General features: G+C 42.8%; 7 protein-coding genes. All 7 read right to left on the bottom strand.

Going from position 1 to position 24,172, the window contains the following annotated elements; genetic code table 11:
* Positions 1-60 precede the first annotated feature (60 nt).
* Positions 61-5,928 carry an AAA family ATPase gene (locus V7K84_RS24865; protein WP_334841967.1) on the bottom strand — a complete coding sequence of 1,956 codons (5,868 nt, stop codon included), beginning with the start codon at positions 5,926-5,928 and terminating at the stop codon, positions 61-63.
* A 74-nt stretch (positions 5,929-6,002) separates the two neighbouring features.
* Positions 6,003-11,855, bottom strand: coding sequence for a trifunctional serine/threonine-protein kinase/ATP-binding protein/sensor histidine kinase (locus tag V7K84_RS24870; RefSeq protein ID WP_334841969.1), 5,853 nt, complete (start codon positions 11,853-11,855; stop codon positions 6,003-6,005).
* Positions 11,856-11,928: 73 nt separating this feature from the next.
* Positions 11,929-17,799, bottom strand: a complete 5,871-nt coding sequence (locus tag V7K84_RS24875; protein WP_334841970.1) for a trifunctional serine/threonine-protein kinase/ATP-binding protein/sensor histidine kinase — start codon at positions 17,797-17,799, stop codon at positions 11,929-11,931.
* 73 nt (positions 17,800-17,872) lie between these two features.
* Positions 17,873-19,681 (bottom strand): response regulator, encoded by a 1,809-nt coding sequence (locus V7K84_RS24880; RefSeq protein ID WP_334841972.1) that lies wholly within the window; start codon positions 19,679-19,681, stop codon positions 17,873-17,875.
* Between the two features lie 52 nt (positions 19,682-19,733).
* Positions 19,734-22,049, bottom strand: a complete 2,316-nt coding sequence (locus V7K84_RS24885; RefSeq protein ID WP_334841974.1) for an ATP-binding protein — start codon at positions 22,047-22,049, stop codon at positions 19,734-19,736.
* Positions 22,050-22,290: 241 nt separating this feature from the next.
* Entirely contained in the window at positions 22,291-23,850 is a 1,560-nt protein-coding gene (locus V7K84_RS24890) for an ABC transporter substrate-binding protein (RefSeq protein WP_334841976.1), read from the bottom strand.
* A 21-nt stretch (positions 23,851-23,871) separates the two neighbouring features.
* Positions 23,872-24,000 carry a hypothetical protein gene (locus tag V7K84_RS24895; RefSeq protein ID WP_334841978.1) on the bottom strand — a complete coding sequence of 43 codons (129 nt, stop codon included), beginning with the start codon at positions 23,998-24,000 and terminating at the stop codon, positions 23,872-23,874.
* Positions 24,001-24,172 lie beyond the last annotated feature (172 nt).

The following is a 24,172-nucleotide window of genomic DNA, read 5'->3' on the forward strand; positions in this document are numbered from 1 at the left end:
AAGATTTCCAGATTTAGTATTCCCAGATATTTGAAGTTGTTTACCAAAAACCGCCAAAAATCATACCGGAATTTCAATGATAAATTCTGTAGCCTCACCGATAACTGAGTTAAAACTTAATTTTCCACTGTGGGTTTCTTCCACAATTTTACGAGCGATCGCCAACCCTAATCCTGTGCCTTTACCAACAGCTTTTGTAGTAAATAAATGGTCAAATATTTTTTGTTTTATCTCTTCATTTATCCCTTTACCATTATCGGCAATTGTAATATTAACTAGATTATTTTCGACTGAGGTTGTAATTGTAATGCAGTTCGGGTTTGTTTTAATTTCGTCAAAGCTACGTCCATGATTAGATTCATCCAAGGCATCAATAGCATTAGCTAAAAGATTCATAAATACCTGATTTAATTGACCAGGGAAGCATTCAATTTGAGGTAAATTCCCGTAGTGAGTGACAACTTCAATAGCAGGACGTTGTTCATTTGCCTTGAGACGATGTTTCAAAATTAAAATCGTGCTATCAATGCCTTGGTGGATATTAAAAGGTACTTTGTAATCTTGGTCAGCACGAGAGAAAGTACGTAAACTGGTGCTGATGTTTTTGAGGCGATCGCACGCCATAGACATAGAATCAATCATCTTGGGCAAGTCTGATAAACTATAATCCAAGTCGATTTCTTCGGCGTGGTCAAGAATTTCATCGCTTTTGTTGGGGAAGCCTTCTTGATATAATTTTAAGTGTTGGGTAATCTCAGTAATAGTGGGTTTAGCTTGTTTGAGACTAGCAGCAATAAAACCGAGGGGATTATTCATTTCGTGAGCAACGCCTGCAACTAAGTTACCTAACGCAGACATCTTTTCACTTTGGATCGTTTGTAATTGGGCGTTTTGCAAATCAGTTAGTGCTTGTTCTAAATCGAGTGATTTTTGCTCTAAAGCAAGTTCAGCAATTTTGCGTTTGTGAAGTGCTGCTTGCTGTTCGCTAATATCCAAAAATAAGCCATCCCAAACCATAGATCCATCAGCAAATCTTTTGACTCGTGATTCGCCATGAATCCACTTGATAATTCCAGAGGGTGTAACAATTCGTCCAGACCATTGCCAAGGAGATGAGGCTTGAATCGAATCAATCTGGGACTGCTGATAACTCACGACATCATCTGGATGCACCAGATTGTCGAAAAACTGCCAATTAGATATGGCTTGCTCTGGGGTAATTTCCAGCAAGCTGTAACAGTCGGCACTAATGTAACTCAACGATATAACCCCATTGGCACTCATGCTGTATTGATAAACTACTCCAGGTACGTTGTCTACTAAGTTATGAAAGCGAGACTGTGCAGCACTCAATTCGGCAAGCGATCGCTCTAGCTGTTGGGAATACTCTAACGATCGCTCATAAAGTCGGGAATTTTCCAAAGAAATTGCTGCTTGAGCGCAAAGTAAGTTGAGCAGTTCGACGCGATCGCTCGTGAACGCCCCCGTTGTTAAATTATTTTCTAGATATAAAATGCCCATCAACTTGCATTGATGCAAAATTGGACTGCACAAGATACTCTTAGGTTGTTGACGAACAATATACGGATCGTTGGCTAAGGTCGGATCTGCTGTCGCATCCACTAGGACAACGGTTTGCCTGTTGTGCAAGACTTTGTAAATCAGCTTCAGGGGAATATCCTGACTCTCCTCAATGGGAATGCGCTGCAATACGATTGGTTGTGACCCCTCAACAATCAACCCTTTGACCAACAAGCGATCGTCTCGCAACAGCATAAACACGCATTTATCGGCCCCTGCATCTTCGATGACGATTCTAAGCAATGATGAAAGCAGTTTTTCAAGTTCGATTTGCTCTGAGAGAGTTTGGGAAGCTTTGAGAATAGCGGCTAAATCTAGGGAATCAGAGATGCTGCTAGAAGTGGCCGAACTGGTGGATGTAACGCTCCCCAAAGCGAAAATGGTTTCGTTAATGGAAAGGGGAGAACGGGTTTGCTGTAATATCGAAGCAAGTAGTTGAGGATAGCGTTTTTCTAAATCAGCGACTTTGGCTTTGGCTCCCCAACGAACATAGCCATAGTAGGCTTGAATCATATACTCCTGAGCAATCCGCTCCTTATCCCATTCCAGGTAAAACTTTGCTGCTAGTTCGTTGGCGAGTGCTTCAATTTGGGTAAAGTGATTTTCTTTGGCTGCGATAATGGCGCGATCGTAACAGGCGATCGCATCTGCGTAATTACCAGAAACTCTTGCCATTTCAGCCCCAAGCAACAGCGATTGATGCAAAAAGTTCTCTGGACAGGTCTCAGTCCAGGTTTCTAGAAGCTTGCGGTGCTGCTGCATCACATCCCAGTAGTGCTGTTGATTCTCTGGTGTTGCTTTGAGATAAAGCGCGGCTAAAGTCAGCGGGTAATAGAAGTGGAATAAAATGATGGGAAACAGACCAAGATTAGAAGCCAGGGTTTTTTCAGCAATCGCAGCAACTTCCAGGGCATCAGCATAGCGACCGTAGAAGTACAATAGCTGGAGTTTCAAGAAGCAATACCAATTGATCCCAGCTTCAAAATTATTCTTCTGCCAAGCATCAAGACAGACAATCTGGCGATCGCGGCGATCGACCAGCAGATCGGGTTCTGCCAACAAACCTTGCAAGTGCAACAGAAATTGCTGCTGGAGGTTAAATGTCAGCGTCATGTTCGCGTTATTTACTTGTTGCACATAGCTCAAGTATTTCTCAGTTTCGGCATACACCTCTGATAAGCAATCGCCCTTCAACAGCATTGTCCAAATCAGACATATTACTGCCCAAATGCCAAACCCAATGTCACCTGTTTCATAGCTGGTCTGAAGAGATTGTTGATAAACTGCTAGGTTTTCAACCAGTGGTCTGTTGTAGGGATTGATTGTATGACCAAAAACGTTATTGGTTTTGGGAATGAACTTGGCGCTATTGAATTGGCGATCGAGCTTTCGCCCCAAGGTAGCGAACTCATAAGCACTTCGATAGTCTCCCTGAATCGTCAGCATCATCCCATACAAACAGTAAGCGCAGCCCGAACTTTCGGCATTGCCATAGGTGAATGAAGTATGAACCATTAACAGGATGCTGAGAATTGTTAGCGCTTGATTGCCACCGACATAAGCAGCGCCCCATAAATCGGGGAGGATTGACATACATACCTTCTTCGCCGGATCGGTCATTGCAGGCAGATCGAATAAATCTGCGGGTTGCACAGTTGCCAGTTTGATGTGGATCTCCTTGAGTGTGCTTTCAATCAGCGCTTGCTGACCTGCATCGGTTGCCGGAATGCTCATACCCATAACACTCAAGCCACTCAATGCAGCCTCATAAGCGGCGAGTAAATTCTCTCCCTGATTGGATCTCAGGGCTAGTTGCAGCCCATAGATGTCTGCTAGCTCGAATTTATTCTCAACGTACTGTAATGCCCGATGGAAAAGTTGTTCTGCCTTGTCAAAGCGCCCTGTGATGTATTCGCACTCTGCACATTCCCGATAAAGCTGAAACGTGAGGTCGTAGGCAGTCTGCCAGCTATCTTCGGGAAGCATTTCCATCCCAATTGTGCAGTATTTAATGGCTGCCTTATAAGCTGTGGAAACTTTTGCTTTTTTGCCAGCAATCAGATTCAACTGCGCTAACTCATAGCGATCGCCGATCCGATCGATCGGAGTAATTCCATTGTTCAACTGATTAACAATATCAAAAACATTCAGTTCTATGGCTTCAGGTGCGGTATTTCGCAACAGCAATTGCCCAATTTTGAGATGGGTGGCTTGCTTTTGGTCGTCAGGAATCAGAGAATAGGCAGCTTGCTGGACGCGATCGTGCAGGAAGCGATAGGTCGGATTAACTGTCTCCCCTGTTTGGGACTTTTGGGCATCCTGAAAAAACTTGTAAATCTGACTCGTGGGTAAAATCAAGCCTGATTGCAAAGCTTTCCACAATGCTGTGGCTGCATTGGTTGGCGATCGTTCGGAAACGATCGCTAATGTTTCCAGATCGAACTGTGCCCCCACACAAGCAGCCAGCTTCAGTATCTCTTGAGTGACTTGTGGCAACTTTTGTAATTGCCGCGCCATGAACTCAACCACATCATCAGTAAGCGAGAGCAATTTTATCGACACCATATCGCACTGCCAGTGTCCAACTTGCAGGTTATATGCAATGTAGTTCTCCTGATGCAAAGCTCTGAGAAATTGGGTAGCAAAGAAGGGATTGCCTTTGGTTTTTTGATAGACTAACTCTGCTAGGGGTTCTGCTAAAACTGTGGAACAACTGAGGGTGTCGGCAACCAAACAATCGATCTGAGATTGACTTAACGGGGCGAGGGTAAGGGTACTGATAGTTGCCTTAGCTTTCTTCATCTCCTCCAGTGTCAGCATTAGGGGATGGCTGGGAAAGATTTCGTTATCTCGGTATGCCCCAATCGTTAGCAGGGAATCTACCTCCCTTTGACTCATCAACACTTGCATCAATTTGAGGGAGGCTGAATCTGCCCACTGCAAGTCATCGAGGAACATCACTAACGGATGTTCTAGTGTAGCGAACGCGGCAATGAATTTCACAAATACCAAGTTGAAGCGGTTCTGGGCGGCACTACCATTGAGTTCTGGGGCTGCTGGTTGTTTGCCGATAATCTGCTCTAGTTCGGGAATAACTTCAATTAGGACTTGCCCATTTTCACCTAAAGCACAGAGGATTTTCTCTTTCCACTGCGCCAGCTGAGTATCATTTTCACTCAACAGTTGTTCCATTAAATTTTGGAAGGCTTGCACAAAGGCACTCAACGGGATATTGCGGTTAAACTGGTCAAATTTGCCTTTAATAAAGTAGCCGCGTTGTCTCACAATCGGCTTATGCACTTCGTTGACAATAGCAGTTTTACCAATCCCCGAAAACCCAGCTACCAGCATCATTTCTGTTGCACCAAGACTGACTCGCTCAAATGCTTGCAGTAAGGTTGAGACTTCGGCTTCTCTGCCATAAAGTTTATCGGGAATGATGAAGCGATCGCACACATCCCTAGACGCAATTTCAAAAGCATCTAAATTACCAGAAACTTGTATTTGATGCAAACAATTTTCTAAATCAAACTTCAATCCCAAAGCACTCTGATATCTATCTTCCGCATTCTTCGCCATCAATTTCATCACAATATCTGAAATCACTTGCGGAATCTCTTCCCTGTTCGCTAATGCGGTAGGTATTTTAGCAATATGAGAATGTACCAACTCCATCGGATCGTTTGATTCAAATGGTAAAACTCCACTCAGTAATTCGTAAAAAGTTACACCCAATGAATAAAAATCAGTTCGGTAGTCAATCCCCCGATTCATTCTTCCTGTTTGTTCTGGAGAAATATAAGCTAGTGTCCCTTCTAATACATTGGGATTGATTAATGTTTGGGTTTCTCGTGGTAGTGAAGATGCAATACTAAAGTCAATTAATTTAACTTGTTTGGTTTCAGGGTTAATTAAAATATTGGCAGGTTTAATATCTTTATGAATAATCCGCTCCCGATACAATATATCTAAGGTATTGCACAGTGCGATCGCAATTTCTAAAAACTCCTGTAGAGACGAGATATATTGCCTTTCTATAGAGGTGAAATAATCTTTGAGAGAAATTCCCCCAAAATCTTCCATTACCAGCGCATAGCCATTCTGATAGGCTTGGAGACTGTAGCTTTGGACGATTAGCGGTGAGTTAAGATTTTTAGCTATGGTGTACTGATTGCGAAAAGACAAGAGTTCACAGAAGCTGGGATATAGATTTTTCAGCAGTTTAATCGTTACTGGTAATGAGTCAGTTTCTCGATACCCTCGATAAACTAAGGTTCTGGAACCATTGTAGAGTGCTTCGCTGATGCGATATCCGGGAATACTGACCATGCTCATGCTGCTAACCATATTCCTAAATCCTTAAGATTTCCAGATTTAGTATTCCCAGATATCTGAAGTTGTTTACCAACAAGATCCAAACATTACACTGGAATTTCAATGTTAAATTCTGTACCCTCACCCATAACTGAGTTAAAACTCAATTTTCCGCCGTGGGTTGATTCGACAATTTGACGAGCGATCGCTAACCCTAACCCCGTCCCTTTACCGACAGCTTTCGTCGTAAATAAATGGTCAAATATTTTTGATTTTACTTGTTCGCTCATCCCATGACCATTATCAGCAATGGCAATTTTCACGTTTTTATTTGCGACTGAGGTTGTAATTGTAATCCAGTTAGGATTAGCTTTAATTTCTTCAAAGCTGCGTCCCTGATTAAATTCATCCAATGCATCAATAGCATTTGCTAGAAGGTTCATAAATACCTGATTTAATTGACCGGGAAAACATTCTATATGAGGTAAATTTCCGTAATTGGTGACAACTTCAATAGCAGGACGTTGTTCGTTAGCTTTCAGACGATGTTTGAGAATGAGAATAGTGCTATCAATTCCTTGATGGATGTTAAATGGCACTTTGTAATCTTGGTCTGCACGAGAGAAAGTGCGTAAGCTGGTGCTAATGTTTTTCAGGCGATCGCACGCCATAGACATAGAATCAATTATCTTGGGAAAATCTTCTAAACTATAATCCAAGTCAATTTCTTCGGCGTGACCAATGATTTCATCACTTTTGTTAGGCGAACTTTCTTGATAAAGCTTTAAGTGTTCGATAATATCAGTAAACGTTGGTTTAGCTTGTTTGAGACTGGCAGCAATAAAACCCAAAGGATTATTCATTTCGTGGGCAACGCCTGCAACTAAGTTACCTAATGCAGACATTTTCTCGCTTTGCACCATTTGTAATTGAGCGTTTTGCAGATTGTTTAATGCGTGTTCTAATTCAAGTGATTTTTGCTGCAAGGCAAGTTCAGCAAGTTTGCGATCGCTAATATCTATCTTTATCCCATCCCAGACGATCGAGCCGTCGGCTTGCCGTTCCGGTCGTGATACCGCCTGCACCCATTTCACAGTGCCAGAGGTCGTAATAATGCGCCATTCATGCTCAAATGGCGTGAGGGTCTGGGTAGAATGGATCGTAGCCTGGGTGATGGCTGTGCGATCGTCAGGATGCTCCAGCATCCGAAAGTCTTTGATTCCTGTCAAAAACTCTTCGGGTGGCACTTCATATAGATCGGCACAGCCTGGACTAACGTAGGGAATTGAAACAGAACCATCGGGAGCGAGGCGGAACTGGAAAATAATCCCAGGTACATTATCCACCAACTTCTGAAAGCGGGCTTTGCTGGCACTCAGTTCTACCAGCATTTGTTGGGCTTGCTCATAAAGTTGGGCATTTTCGATGGAAATTGCGGCTTGGGCGCAGAGTAAATTGAGCAGTTCGACGCGATCGCTCGTGAACACCCCCGTTGCTAAATTATTTTCTAGATATAAAATGCCCATCAACTTACCTTGATGTGAAATTGGGCTGCACAAGATACTCTGAGGCTGCTGACGAATGATATACGGGTCATTGGCTAAAGTCGGATCGGCCGTCGCATCCAGTAGCACAGCAGTCTGTCTGTTGTTCTTCACTTTGTAAATTAGCTTTAGGGGAATATCTTGACTCTCCTCAACCAGAAGGCGCTGCAACACTACCGGCTCCGAACCCTGAATAATTGACCCTTCGATCAGCAGGCGTTCACCTTTGGTGTCGCGTGGCGAATCATCTCGCAAGAGCATTAGCACGCATTTATCAGCCCCCGCATTTTCGATGACGATCGCAAGCAACGATGAGAGCAGTTTTTCTAGTTCGATTTCACTTGAGATACTTTGGGAAGCCTTGAGAATAGCAGCTAAATCGAGAGAATCGGAGACGCTGGAGGAAGAACTAGAAGAACTAGAAGAACTAGTGGAGGTGACTGTTCCTAATGCGAAGACGGTTTCGTTAACCGAGAAAGGAGTGCGAGTTTGTTGGAGAATAAGAGCCAAGAGTTGGGGATAGCGTCTTTCCAAGTCAGTGACTTTGGCTTTTGCACCCCAACGAGCATAGCCATAGTAAGCCTTCGTCATGTATACCTGGGCAATCTCCTGTTTATCCCAGTCGAGGTAAAATTTCGCGGCTAGTTCATTAGCCAGCGCTTCTTCCTGAATATAATCATTTTCTTTGGCTCCAATGATGGCGCGATCGTAATGTTCGATTGCTTCGGCTTTATTGCCCAAAACTCGATGTTTTTCTGCCTCAACTAAATACCATTTATGCAAATGATTCATCGGAGCATTTTGCGCCCACTGTTGCAAAGTGGTTTGATGGGTTTGGGCCAAAGACAAAAATTCGCCTTGCTCCAACTCTGGCTGTGTGGGTAAGAGCGCCAAATACGTCAGGGCTGTATAGAAATGAAAAATGGGAATGAAAATCATCCCTGATACTGCCATTAAATACTGTTTGGCTTGGGCGCTATGTTCTAGGGCAGTCGTGTAATTACCAAAAAAGTAGGCAAGCATCAGTTTGTAAGTGTAAGCAAGAGCGATCGCACTAAGATCCTTGTCCTGATGGTGCTTAGAAAGCATCACCGTTTCATCGTAGGCAGTGCCAATTAAGCAATCCGGCAGAATACGGGCTTCCCTCAAGTTCTGCACAGTCTGTTGCATCATATCCAAATAAATCTGGGCAGAATGTTGTTTTACCTGCACTAAGACAGCCCTGTAAGTTGCTATTTCGGGTTCCCAAATGTCCAGTTCTACCCCAGCAAAAAATTTGGTAATTAGGCAATTCAGGGAATTATAGCCAGCGTTGAGAAAATCACCTGTTTCTATACCAGTTGCATAGCCATCTTTCATCGTCAGCATCGTTGCCCTGAGAGATTCCTGATGATGTTGAACCCAAGCCGCAAACAGAAGTAGAACTTTACACTTGAATTCCCCGACATTAAATTGATCCAGCAAGTTGATTGCTAATCGCCCAAAGCTATAGCCTGTTTTCACTTCTCCCAAAAAAGCACACAACACCATACTATGAATCGCATACCCCACCGTCGATCCTGGTGCATTCCCAAACTGGATTGATAAACTCACCATTGTTGCGCTCAGTATGGGCATTAATCCGGGCATTGCCTGTAGAATCGGTGAAAATAATATTCCTAAGAGTTGTATGGCGGCTTGGGCATTGGGGTCGCTCATCGCAGGCAAATCAACCAGTTCGGCAATCTCTCTGCCGCTTAGTTGCTCCTCGATCTGCTGTAAAGCACTGCTAATTTGGGCTTCGTCTGCTTCTGTCGAGAACTGTACCCCCAATTGCTTCAGTGCCTCTGTACCTACGGCGATCGCCTGTAATGTTTGGTTACGAGCTGTGTGTGCTGCGATTTTAATTTCGTAGATTTTCACTTTGTCGAGAATCGTCTGTGCCTGCTGCAAGACGAATGCGGCAAGCTGCTCCATGCCCTCAAAGTCACTATTCAAGTAACTGGCTTCGGCGGCGGCTACATACAGATTGAGCGTCAATTCGTACTGAGTTTCCCAGCTGTCTGGCGGAAGTAACTCCAGCCCACTTTGCAAATAAACCCTTGCGGCAGCATAGGCGGTAGCACTTCTGGCCTTAGTTCCCGCTTTCAAGTTCAGTTGTGCTAGAGTTTGCCGTTCCTGCGGTTGCGCGATTAACTCTATGCCTAAATTTAAATGCCCGACAATATCAAAAATCTTGTCTTCTCGGTCTATTTCTGAGAGCTTTTGCTGGAGCAATTGTCCCATTTGCAGATGGGTTGCTTGTTTTTGATCGGTGGGAATTAAAGAATAGGCGGCTTGCTGGACGCGATCGTGCAAAAATCGATAGGTCGGATTAACCGTATCCTCTACCTCAGACTGTTGTGTATCCTGAAAAAACTTGTAAATCTGACTTGTGGGTAAAATCAAGCCTTCCCGCAAAGCTTTCCACAATGCTGTTGCGGCATCGATTGGCGATTTTTCTGAAACGATCGCCAATGTTTCGAGATCGAATTTTGCTCCCACACAAGCAGCTAACTTCAGTATCTCTTGAGTGGCTTCTGGCAACTTTTGTAATTGCAGTGCCATGAACTCCACCACATTATCGGTGAGCGAGAGCGATCGCACTGCTACCATATCGCACTGCCAGTGTCCGACTTGCAGATCGTAGGCAATGTAGCCCTCCTGATGCAGGGTTTTGAGAAACTGCGTGGCAAAGAAAGGGTTGCCTTTGGTTTTTTGATAGATTAACTCACTCAAGGGTTGCGCTAGAACGGTGGAACAACTGAGGGTATCGGCAACCAAATGATTGACGTGAGATTGACTTAATGGAGCGAGGGTAAGGGTGCTGATAGTTGCTGAGTCTTTCTTCATCTCCTCCAATGTCAGCATTAGTGGATGAGCGGGGAAGACTTCATTATCTCGGTATGCCCCAATAGTCAGCAGATAGCCCACCTCGCTTTGACTCAGTAACACTTGCATGAGCTTCAATGAGGCTGAGTCTGCCCACTGCAAGTCATCGAGGAACATCACTAAAGGATGTTCTGCTGTAGCGAACACGGCAATGAATTTCTGGAATAGCAAGTTGAAGCGGTTCTGGGCAGCACTACCTGAAAGTTCTGGGGCAGCAGGTTGTTTGCCGATAATCTGTTCGAGTTCGGGAATGACTTCAATTAAGACTTGCCCGTTCTCACCCAAAGCTGAGAGGATTTTGTCTTTCCACTGCGCCACCTGAATATCACTTTCACTTAATAGTTGTCCCATCAAGTCCCGGAAGGTTTGCACAAAGGCACTCAATGGGATATTGCGGTTGAATTGGTCATATTTGCCTTTGATGAAGTAGCCGCGTTGCCGCACAATCGGTTTATGAACTTCGTTGACGACGGCGGTTTTGCCAATCCCAGAAAAGCCTGCAACTAGCATCATTTCTGTTGCGCCTAAGCTGACTCTTTCAAAGGCTTGGAGCAGGGTTTCTGCTTCGGTTTCTCGTCCATAAAGTTTGTCGGGGATGATGAAGCGATCGCACACATCCCGTTGTCCAATTTCAAAACTCGGAATTTCACCATCAACTTGTAGCCGATCTAAACATTTTTCTAAATCAAACTTCAGTCCCAATGCACTTTGATATCTAGATTCTGCATTTTTCGCCATCAGTTTCATCACGATATCGCACAAAACTTGCGAAATTTTTCTTCCCTTTATTTCACTTAAATGCGGTGGATTTTTGGCAATATGACAATGGACTAACTCCATCGGCTCTTTGGATTCAAAAGGTAACTTTCCTGCCAGTAATTCATAGAAAGTTACTCCCAAAGAATAAAAATCTGTGCGATAGTCAACCCCCCGATTCATTCGACCTGTTTGTTCCGGGGAAATATAAGCGAGTGTCCCTTCTAATCCATTGGGATTGATTAGTGTTTGGGTTTCTCGTGGGAGTAAAGAGGCAATACTAAAGTCGATTAATTTAACTTCTTTTGTTTCGGGATTAATTAAAATATTGGCGGGTTTGATATCTTTATGAATAATCCGCTCTTGATACAATATATCTAAGGTATTGCAAAGTGCGATCGCAATCCGTAAAAACTCTTCTAGAGACGCGATATATCGCCCCCGATCAGAGGTGAAATAATTTTTAAGAGAAATCCCCCCAAAGTCTTCCATCACCAACGCATAGCCATTCTGATAGGCTTGGAGGCTATAGGTTTGGACAATTAGTGGTGAGTTGAGATTTTTGGCAATGGTGTACTGATTGCGAAACGACAAGAGCTCGTTGAAACTCGGATAAGGATTTTTTAGTAGTTTAATGACTACAGGTAATGAGTCACCTTCTCGATATCCTCGATAAACTAGGGTTCTCGAACCATTGTAGAGTAAATCATAGATGCGATATCCAGGAATATTAACTGTTGTGCTAACCATACTGCTAAATCTGTGAAATTTCCAGATTTAGTATTCCCAGATATCTGAAGATGTTTACCAAAATAGGGAAAAGTTATACTGGAATTTCAATAATAAATTCTGTCCCCTCACCTATAACCGAGTTAAAACTTAATTTTCCACCGTGGGTTTCTTCAACAATTTGACGAGCGATCGCCAACCCCAAGCCTGTACCTTTACCAACAGCTTTCGTAGTAAATAAATGGACAAATATTTTTTGTTTAACTTGTTCGTTAATCCCCTTACCGTTATCCCAAATGGCAACTTTAACGAGATTGTTTTCGCCTGATGTTGTAATTGTAATGCAGTTAGGATTGGCTTTAATTTCTTCAAAGCTGAGTCCATGATTAGATTCGTCTAATGCATCAATAGCATTTGCGATCAGATTCATAAATACCTGATTTAATTGACCGGGGAAACATTCTACTTGAGGTAAATTACCGTAGTTTGTAACAACTTGAATTGCCGGACGTTGTTCATTGGTCTTGAGACGATGTTTGAGAATGAGAATAGTGCTATCAATACCTTCGTGGATATTGAAAGGTACTTTGTAGTCTTGATCGGCACGAGAGAAAGTTCTCAAACTGGTGCTGATGTTCTTTAGCCTGTCACACGCCATAGACATAGAATCAATCATCTTGGGTAAGTCTTCTAAGCTATAATCCAAGTCGATTTCTTCGGCGTGGTCTTCGATTTTATCGCTTTTGTTAGGGAAACTTGATTGATATAGTCTGAGATGTTCAACAATATCAGCGATAGTAGGTTTCGCAAGTTTTAGACTAGCAGCAATAAAACCAAGGGGATTATTCATTTCGTGAGCTACACCAGCAACTAAGTTGCCTAGTGCAGACATTTTCTCACTTTGCACCATTTGTAATTGTGCTTGTTGTAGGTTTTGTAAAGCAGTTTCTAGCTCTTGTGCTTTTTGTTGAAGTTGGACTTCGGCAAATTTGCGTTCGCGTAGCGCAGTTTGCTGTTCTGTAATATCATCTGCTAGGGAAGCAACTCCGATTAACTCGCCATCTGCATTTACAAGCGGATTGTTATACCAAGCACAAATGATAATTTTACCATCCTTTGTCACATTTTCATTGATACTGTAATTGCCGCCCTCCTGCGATATAATTTCGACGCTGACTCGCTCCATTTCTGCTTGAATCTTTTGAGGAATGATGAATTTGAATCCACAACCCAAAGCCTCTTGTTTGCTATAGCCAAATATTCTTTCTGCGGCTGGGTTCCAGTCAGTAACTTGATAATTGGTATCCCACTCTATAACTGCTAATGGAGTTTGCTGAACCAATAGCTGGAGTCGTTGCTGGGATGCTTGAAAGACAGACTGGGCGGCGCTTAACTCCTCAAGCGATCGCTCTAGTTGTTGGGAATATTCTAGCGATCGCTCATAAAGTCGGGCATTTTCTAAAGAAATTGCCGCTTGAGTACACAGCAAGTTGAGGAGTTCGACGCGATCGCTAGTAAATGCCCCCGTTGCTAAATGATTTTCTAGATATAAAATGCCCATCAACTTACCTTGATGCAAAATCGGGCTACACAAGATACTTTTCGGCTGCTGACGCATGATATACGGGTCGTTAGCTAAGGTCGGATCGGTACTTACATCAAGTATCACAGCAGTCTGCCTATCGTGCTTCACTTTGTAAATCAGCTTCAGGGGAATGTCTTGACTTTCCTCAATGGGAAGGCGCTGCAATACAACTGGCTGCATCCCCAAGGTAATTGACCCTTTAATTAGCAGACGTTCACCTTTGGCATCGCCTAGTAAATCCTCTCGCAACAGCATCAACACGCATTTATCAGCCCCAGCATTTTCAATGACGATTTCAAGCAACGATGAAAGCAGTTTTTCAAATTCGATTTCGCCGGAAAGAGTTTGAGAAGCTTTGAGGATAGTAGCTAAATCTAAAGCAACAGAGACACTGCTACTGTGGGAAGTGTCGGAATTCGTGGGTGTAACACTTGCTAACGAGAAGATTGTTTCGTTAGTGGAGAAGGGAGTATGGGTTTGGTGGAGGATAAGGGCTAATAGTTGTGGATAGCGTCTTTCCAGATCGGCAATCTTGGCTTTTGCCCCCCAACGTGCGTAACAGTAATATGCTTCTTGCATATATGCTTGAGCGACTTTTTCTTTGCCCCAGTTGAGGTAAAATTTGCCTGCGAGTTCATTCGCTAGGGCTTCTTCTTGAATATATGCATTTGCTTTGGCAGAGGCGATCGCGCGATCGTAGTAATCCATTGCTTCATACATCCGCCCCAATACCCGATACTGCTCTGCTTCAACCAAATAAAATTTGTGTAAATGGTTTGTGGGTGCGTGGTTTGCCCATTGTTCCAGCTTCTTCTGGTTGTCAACAACTTGCTGGGGGAGGCATTCCTTACCTTGAGCGTTGGGTAACATCGCCAGATGAGTCAATGAATCGTAAAAGTGAAACACCGGCACCATAAAACAGCCGGATACTCCACTTAAATATTGTTTGGCATCAGCCGCGACTTCGATTGCTTGTTCCCACTCATTGAACAAGTAACAAAGAATTAATTTATTGATATACAGTGTTCCCATTGCGTAAAGATCGTTTGCCTTCTGATGCAAGGGCAACATGATTTGTTCGTCATAAATTACACCTTGAATTTCCCAAGGGCACTTGCTCTCTGCGAGTAAATTTAAGACGGATTGGTAAAAGACTCTCAGATAATTATGAGCAACTTCCTGTTTGAGTTGAGCCAATGCCTGATTGTAAACCTTCATCTCTGGTTCTAGGATTGACAAATCTTTTCCGAGAAAATAGGAAAGCGAACAGTAATTGTAGGCACAGTAGGCAGCATACTCTAAAGTACCCATCTCCAGACCGCTGTGGTATCCGTCGAGCAAAGGAGCGAGTGAATTTTGAATATGATGTTTCCAAGGCTTCACGAAGGGATAAACCATGTTAATCGTGCTGGCTTTAAATTCTCTGCTTTGGAAGCGTGATAGTAGTCCCATTGCCAGTTCACCAATGCGATCGCCTAAATCTATTTCTCCAATACCGCACAAAATTACTCCATACCAAGCATAAGCCTGTGCTGATACCGCAGCATTACCGTATTCCACTGATAACCTAATCTGCTTACACACGATTAATGGCAGTAATTCTGGAACCGCTTGATAGACTGCTGCTGTCACCGCCGCTAAAATTCGGATTGTTGCCAGGGCTTGGAAGTCTGTCATTTCCGGCACTTCTAAGAAATCTTCTAAATGTTTTCCTTTTAATACATCCTGAGTCTGTTGCAAACTTTCAGTAATATCTGCGTCAGTCGGCTGCTCTGGAAACAATACTCCAAATAATTCCAAAGTCGAAAGAGCGATTTTAATCGCTTTGGGCTGTTGACTCTGGGCCACCTCAGCCAAAATTCTCACTTCATAGACTTTCACTTTGTCTAGTAATTGACGAGCATTCTGCACTACTTCGTCAACTATCAGCTCCATTTGCCTAAAATCACCGCTGAGACAGGCTACTTCTGCGGCTAAATCATGCAGAGCTAACGTTAGTTCATAGCATTGTTGCCAACAACTTGTTGGGAGAAGTTGTATACCTTTAGTGGCGTATTCAATTGCTGCGACGTAAGCGGTTGCAGATTTAGCTCTTTGGGCAGCAACTAGATTTAGTTTTGCTAATTCCTCACGTTCAGTTTCTGCAACAATTAAATCGGCTCCTTTATTTAATTGATTGACAATCTCAAAGATTTTTTCCTCTTTTTCCGTCTCGCTCATTACACTTAAAAGCAATTGCCCAATTTTTAAGTGCGTCAGTTGTTTTTGGTCATCGGGAATCAGAGAATAAGCGGCTTGTTGAACGCGATCGTGTAAAAATTTGTATATAACAGTCTGAATATTTTCTGGTGTACGTGCAAGACTTTCTTGCCCAATATAAAATTTATAAACATCACCGTTTGGTAATATCAACCCTTCTTGTAATCCTTTCCACAAAGCCGCAGCCGTTTCGATTTGAGATTGTTTAGAAACAATTGCCAAACTTGCTAAATCAAACTGATTCCCAATACAAGCAGCTAGCTGTAACACCTGTTGGGTTGATAGCGGTAGTTTTCGCAATTGAAAACCCATAAAGGCAACAACATCATCTGTAACGGCTTGAGTCATCACTTGGGTAATGTCACATTGCCAACAGCCTAACTCAATATCAAATTGAATCAGATTTTCTTGATGCAATGCTTTGAGAAACTGAATTGCGAAAAACGGATTTCCTTGAGTTTTCTGATAGATTAATTGAGAAAGAGTCCATGCCGAAGTTTCTGTACATTTAAGTGTGTCACCAACTAACTGATTCACTTTGAGTTGACTCAGTGGTGCTAAGGTAATGGTATTAATCGGCGCTTTGTTTTTTTTGATTTCACTCAAAGCCAACATTAATGAATGTCCTGGATTGACTTCATTATCACGGTATGCACCAATTAAGAAAAGATGACCTGTATCAGCCATTAATAGCTGCATTAACTTCAATGATGCCGAATCTGCCCATTGCAAGTCATCTAAAAATATCACTAATGGATGTTCAACACTAGTGAAAACTTGGGTAAATTGTTGAAATAATAAATTAAATCTATTTTGTGCCGCCGTTCCTGATAATTCTATGGCGGGTGGTTGTTCGCCAATAATTTTTGATAATTCGGGGATGACTTCAATAATTACCTGTCCATTCTCCCCAACAGCATCTAAAATCTTGCTTTTCCATTCCTGAATCTGTGCATCACTTTCTGTTAACAATTGCCCCATTAAATCCCGGAATGCTTGCACAAATGCACTGAAGGGAATATTCCGTTGAAATTGGTCGTATTTGCCCTTGATAAAATAACCGCGTTGGCGAACAATCGGTTTATGAACTTCGTTGACAACCGCAGTTTTTCCAATTCCCGAAAAACCCGCTACCAGCATCATTTCTGTTGCACCAAGGCTAACTCTCTCAAAGGCTTGGAGTAAAGTTAATATTTCGGTTTCTCGTCCATAAAGTTTATCGGGAATGATGAAGCGATCGCACACATCTCTACGAGCAATTTCAAAACTCGGAATTTCCCCATCAACTTGTAGCTGATGCAAACAATTTTCTAAATCAAATCTCAACCCCAAGGCACTTTGATATCGATCTTCGGCATTTTTTGCCATCAATTTCATCAGAATATCACAAAGAACTTGGGGAATATCTTCTCTATTTCTTAAAAGTGGTGGAAGTTTAGCAATATGACAATGCACCAATTCCATTGGCTCGTTTGATGCAAAAGGTAAATTTCCTGTAAGTAACTCGTAAAATGTCACGCCCAAAGAATAAAAATCAGTGCGGTAATCAATCCCCCGATTCATTCTTCCTGTTTGTTCTGGGGAAATATAAGCGAGTGTTCCTTCTAAGATATTGGGATTGACTAACGTTTGGGTTTCCCGTGGTAGTAAAGATGCAATACTAAAGTCGATTAATTTAACTTGTTTAGTTTCGGGATTAATGAGAATATTGCTAGGTTTAATGTCTTTGTGAATAATCCGTTCGTGATATAATATATCTAAGGTATTGCACAGTGCGATCGCAATTTCTAAAAACTCCTGTAGAGATTTTCCCCTTCCCTTGATTCCCCATTCCTTGAGGGAAATTCCCCCAAAGTCTTCCATCACCAGCGCATAGCCATTTTGATAGGGTTCTAGCCTATAAGTTTGGACGATTAGCGGTGAGTTAAGATTTTTAGCTATGGTGTACTGGTTCCGAAACGACAAGAGTTCGCTAAAACTCGGATGAGGATTTTTCAGCAGTTTAATAACTATAGGTAATGAGTCAGTCTCTCGATACCCTCGATACACAATGGTTCTAGAACCATTATAGAGTTCTTCGCTAACCTTGTATCCAGGAATATTGACAAGAGTGCTAACCATACTGCTAAATCTTTAAGGTTTCCAGATTTAGTATTCCCAGATGCTTGAAATTGTTTACTAAACGAGCCAAAAATTACACTGATATCTCAAGAAGAAACTCCGTACCTTCACCGATAACTGAGTTAAAACTCAATCTTCCACCGTGGGTTTCTTCAACGATTTGACGAGCGATCGCTAATCCTAACCCCGTGCCTTTACCAACAGCTTTGGTCGTAAATAAATGGTCAAATATTTTTGATTTTATTTGTTCATTCATTCCCTTACCATTATCTTTAATCTTGATAATTACTTTTTGCTTATTTTCACTAACTTGAGTAATAATTGTGATAACATTGGGATGAGCTTTTATCTCTTCAAAGGCGCGTCCAATATTTGACTCTTCCAAAGCATCAATAGCATTCGCTAAAATATTCATAAACACCTGATTCAACTGCCCAGCAAAGCATTCTACTAATGGTAGCTGACCATATTCTTTGATAACTTGAATTTCTGGGCGGGTTTCTGAGGATTTGAGACGATGTTTGAGAATTAAAATGGTGCTGTCGATGCCATCATGAATATTGCAAGCAACGGGGCGATCGCTATCAGCACGAGAGAAGGTTCGTAAAGAAGTACTAATATCCCGAATTCGCTTCACACCTTCTTGCATAGAACCCACTAACTTCGGTAAATCTTCGCGGATGTAATCGAGGTCAATTGCTTCGATTTCATCTTGAATTATGGCACTAGAAGTAGAATATTCCTCTTGATACAAATCAATTAAGCCAAATATATCCTTGATATAATCTAAGGCAGGTTGAATATTGCCGCCCAGGAAGCCAACAGGATTATTGATTTCATGTGCCACCCCCGCTACAAGGTTTCCCAGTGCCGACATTTTTTCACTTTGCACCAATTGCACTTGGGTGCCTTGAAGTTCTGCTAGTGCTTGTTCTAGATTTTGTTTTTGTTGTTTGAGTTCTTCTTGTGCCAGCTGACGTTTGGTAATGTCTTCTGTCACCAATAAAATGCCGAACACATTTCCGTTGGCATCGCGTAAAGGCATCTTGCTCGTATCCATCCAAACTTGCTGACCATCCGCCCGTTGCCATTGTTCAATTATGTGGAGTTCTGCTTTACCAGATTCCATGACGCGGCGATCGCACATTCTAAACCAATCGGATTCTTCTTTGCTCGCCTGTAAATCATAGTCGGTTTTACCCACAATTTCATCAGGTGAACTTAAGTTTAGTGCATTAGCCAAACTTTGATTACAGCCCAAATAAACTGAATTGATATCTTTCCAGCCTACCCAGTGGGGAATAGTATCAAATACTAAGCGCATCAATTGTTGAGTTTGTTTGAGGGTTTCAATCGATCCAAATAGTTCCTGGGTTCGTTCAGTAACTCGTTGCTCTAGTTGCTGGGTGAGTTGTTGCAGTTCTGTATTTCTGGCTTCAAGAGACTGACTCAAGTGGTTAAGTTTTAAGTGCGATCGCACCCGCGCTAACACTTCACCTTGTTGAAACGGTTTGGTAATGTAGTCAACGGCTCCTAGTTCAAAACCTGTGACTTTATTCACCGATTCCGAAAGGGCTGTGATAAAGATAATTGGAATATTTCGGGTTTTTAGATTAGCTTTGATGTGCTGACAGGTTTCAAAACCATTCATCCCCGGCATCATCACATCCAGTAAAATCAAAGACACTGGAGTATGTTCTAATTGTTGTAGCGCACCTTCACCACTCGTAGCGATCGCAACTTCAAAACCAGCATTGGCTAAGGTATCTGAAAGCACCTTCAAGTTATTTGGCACATCATCGACAATCAGGATAATGCCATTGTCAAACTGGTTGGTAACGGGACTGTTAAATGTAATGGAATTTGTAGAGAATACTGTCATAGTAAAAATGGTGATGAAATCACAAAGGGTTTATCAAGGTAAAATCAGTAGATCAACTTTTAACACTAGGGAGATGCTGTTCAAGAAATGTTCGGATTTTTTCAATCTGAAAATTATCTGCATATTTACGGACTGCTTTAACAAACGGTTGGTACTGTTCATCCACTTTTTCCAAAGTTTTTAGCTGTTGCTCGATGGCCATCAAGCGCCCCTGCAACGCTAATGTGTGCAATTGCGACAAAACCTCTTCGGTTGGGGGAACGATCTCATCTGGGGTGGATGAAGATATTGCCTCTGAGTTGGCTTTCATCGGCTCCACAGCAATGGAATTTTGGTCATAAATCCATTTTAGATTCAGGTATTTTTCCAACAACTTCAGCAGCGCTGGGGCTTCTACAGGCTTGGGTAAAAACGCATCGGCTCCGGCTGTGATACTCTCATTTTGGTTACTTTCAAATACACTAGCTGAAGAGGCGATCGCTGGAACATTCTGCAACTCAGGAATCTGTCGCAACTGTCGCAGCATCTCGTAGCCATCCATTTCTGGCATCATCAAGTCTGTAATAATCAGGTCAGGATGAATCTCTTTCGCCTTATCCAATCCTTCTTTACCGTTGCTGACATCAATCACTGCAAAACCCAAAGGTTCCAGTAAACTCACCAAAACCGAGCGATTCTCCCAACGGTCATCGACTACCAGCACCTGGCGCTTGCTGCCTTCAAATCCGGCAATCTTCCCTTGCTTAGTTGTTCGCAGACTTGCTGCCCATTCTTGAGCTTCGGGAAGTTCGACCTCAAACCAGAAAGTGCTACCTTGTCCAAGTTGGCTGTCCACATTTAGGGTGCTACCCATCAGAGAAACGATTTGCAGACTGATTGCTAGCCCTAGTCCAGTACCTTCTCCTTGTTTCTTCACATCACCCACTTGTTCAAAGGGTTGGAAAATTTTTGTGAGTCCGATTGGCGATATCCCGACGCCTGTATCTTCTACCTCAAAGCGAATTTGATAGGTTGCAGTTTCCAGTTTGTGAGTTTTAACGCGAAATGTAACTCCGCCTTCGTCAGTAAACTTAATCGCATTCCCCAATAAGTTAATCAACACTTGGCGTAGGCGTTTTTCATCGACTGTAATGCCAACAGGTAAATTAGAATCAGGTTGATAGGTAAAAGAAATTCCTTTTTGACCAGCACGCACGCGCATCATCTCTGCAATGCCCTCCAAAAGTGCCGGGAAATAGGCATCGCTAGAATATAATTCCAACTTGCGGGCTTCGATTTTGGCGAGGTCAAGGATATCATTAATCAGATTAAGCAAATGATTGCCGCACTGATAGATGATATCTACACCTTTTTTAGCTCGTTCTGTTAAGGGTTCACCATTTTGGAGAATTTGGGCATAGCCCAGGATGCCATTGAGCGGAGTTCGCAGTTCATGGCTCATGTTAGCAAGAAACTCACTCTTGGCAAGGTTTGCAGTATCGGCTTTCTCTTTTGCTTCTGCTAGTTCAAGTGTGCGTTCTTCTACCTTTTGTTCTAAGGTGGCAAAGGAGGTTTGCAACTGTTTGGCCATGCTGTTAAAAGATACGGAGAGTTCTCCAAGTTCATCGGTGCGTAGGCGTAGCCCGTCGTAGACATTGCTTGGTAGAGTGGCATTCCAATTCCCCGTTTCTAATTGCTTGGCAGCGCTATTGAGTTGTAAAATAGGTAGCACTACCAGCGATCGCGATAGCCAACGCACTAAAACTACAGTTACTAACAACACAGCGAAAAAATTTATCAGAGCAAATTCGGCTACCGAATATTCCTGGCGAACTACAGAACTTGCGTCCAGTTCAACCACCAAGAATCCATTCACCCGCCCCTGGAGATTGGTAATTGGGGCATAGCCGTAAAGAATGGTTTCGCCATTTGCAGTTTGGTGAAATTCCTCCTCAACAAACGGTGCATTGTGGGCAACGGCTGCATACAAATTATCTAATGACTTTGTGTAATCCATGCCAATCAATACACCTTTGCCTCGATCGGTAGGGTCGTAGTTTAAGACATAGACAAATTTTTTATTTGGTTGTTGGCGTACCGTATAAATACGCTTAACATCTTTACTGGTTGCTTGAATTGCTACAAGTCTATCTTGATTAATTTTGTAAAAGGCTGAGGTGCGATCGCTACGCTGGAGAACCAATCCGTGATAATCGCTGTCGATTTGTGGAACTGCCAGACTGACAATCGCCAAAAGACGATTACGGATTGCCTGTCGTTGACTAGAGTACAACTGCCAGTACATCCCTGAAGCTAGTGTCCCAGCCATTACTGCGATTAGCACTGAATAAGAAGCAATAATTTTTGTGCTGAGGTTCCAATTTCGCACTAGCGTGGCTCCTTTTACAGTCTCAAGCTACTGATATTGGCAGTGTATTACAAATCATATTCGAGATCATTTTTACTCAATTATTTTTAAGATGCCCACTTCATTCGTGAAATGAACAGCTGGGTTGAAAAAGAGGTAGGGGAGCAGGAAGCATGGGCTGGGATGGATTTCAGTCGGGGTTTAAATCCCCGTCTGAAATGTCTAAAATGTTTGAATTTTGAATTTTGAATTGATTCCTCCCTCATAGCCCAAGGCTAGCGCGGTAAGCGGCGCGTTGAGACTCACGCCCCACTTTATTGGTAATCTGCTCCCATCCCTGTTCAATCTGCTGCATTGCCTCCTGTGTCGTCAGTTTGCTTGCTAAGAAATCGGCGAGAACAACATCGAGGACATCCAATTGATATTGCTGGTTATGAGGAATCCTCAGATCCAAAACCATGTTTGGACTATTCAGGCTGACACCGATCGCACCTAAATAGTTGTTGGCAGCATCGGGCGACATCCCTGCTTTGAGCCAAGAATCAATGGTTTGAAATTGAGAAATCCGGTAAGGGTTGATACCTGTCTCGCCGATAGTGACATCCACATTTGCCTGAGCAGGCTGACTCATATAGGAAAGGAACGAATATGCAGCATCCTTGACTGTTGGTGCTGCCTTTGCATACACAACACCAGACCAACCCACGAAGGCAGTAAAAGGCGCATGATTAACCCCAGCAATGCTATATGGACAGTTAAACTTATCGCAAGCTACCAATTTCCCTGTTTGACGATCGAGTACCTGAGTGCTGCCTGGAGTCACAACAGCGCCTACTTTGTCAATCACTTTCGACGTAGCCGAATTGATCGCTAATGTGCCAATATCTCCCGATTCCAGGGTCAAGGCGCATCTGCCGCTCGTAAACAGTCGTCTTTCTTCAAAGAGACTCAAGTTTGCTTCGTTTGGCGGGCCATACTCCATCGTTTTTTTATAGATATCCAGCGCCTTAGCAAACCCTGGATTGCGAACCAAAGGTTTCATGGTTTCCAGATCAAAAAATATTCCTTGTGTTGTTCCCTGAGATTGCAGCCAGGAACTAGCAATTGAGGCAAACAGCAAGTAACCGGCAAAGCGAGGACCCTTTGCCATACAAGAGCCGTAATCGGGTTCCCCATCATTATTTAAGTCTTTGCCATGAAACTGTTTAGCGATCGCCAGATAATCGTCCCAAGTTGTCGGAGGCTCTAATCCAGCAGTTTTGAGGAGATCGCTGCGATAGTACACCATCTGAAAATCACCATCCAAGGGTATCGCGTAAATGCGCTGTTTATACCTTGCACTCACATCTCGAAAGATAGGAGCAATATCCTGCCATTGCAAGGCCGAGTCAGACTGAACCCGATTGGTTAAATCTTCTAGATCGTTGGTATTGATAAAGTCAATTAACCACTTAGAAAGAATTACTGCCATATCGTACTTAGGAGTGCGGCTCGACCAGTCCTGTTGTAGTTTCTGGTAGAGGTCTCCAAACGGAAAAGCTACCATATTCACCTTTGCACCAGTCAGATATTCAAACTTACCGATATGCCGATTAAGTGCAACATCCAGCACCCCTTTTTGGGTAATGACATTAATCGTCACACCGTCAAAACGTTGTACAGCCGGGTTTATCTGGGTAGGTTGAGGAGATGAAGCTGTTTGAGAATTGGGTGGGGAGAAACTGCAACCTGGAACCCCTAAGCTCAACCAAATGGCAGTCAGAAAAATCAGATAATATCGAACTCGCTGCCACTGAGAGCGAAAGCTTTGCCAACAAGACATTTTATAATTACCTCCTTACAGTTATGAATCCAAAACTCCTGTCACAGTTTTAACTGCTAAGGTAAGGACAAAACCTGTAATTTTTGCTACTACAGAAGTGCAGTTCAGCTTGCCACACTGAGTTTCGTTGATAATTTGGCGATCGCTCACTTTGTTAATTTTTATAACTCAAGCTTGATTAAAAACCGTGCCTAACACTAGCTAACAAAAGTAACTTATTAACAGTTGCACAGATAGATACACTTAAGTTAATCTTTAAACTACCTATGGGCACTCCAATTAAAGGCATATTTAGAACCAATCGGCAACAATACAAAAGATG

Source organism: Nostoc sp. (assembly GCF_036917315.1).
GTDB lineage: Bacteria > Cyanobacteriota > Cyanobacteriia > Cyanobacteriales > Nostocaceae > Nostoc.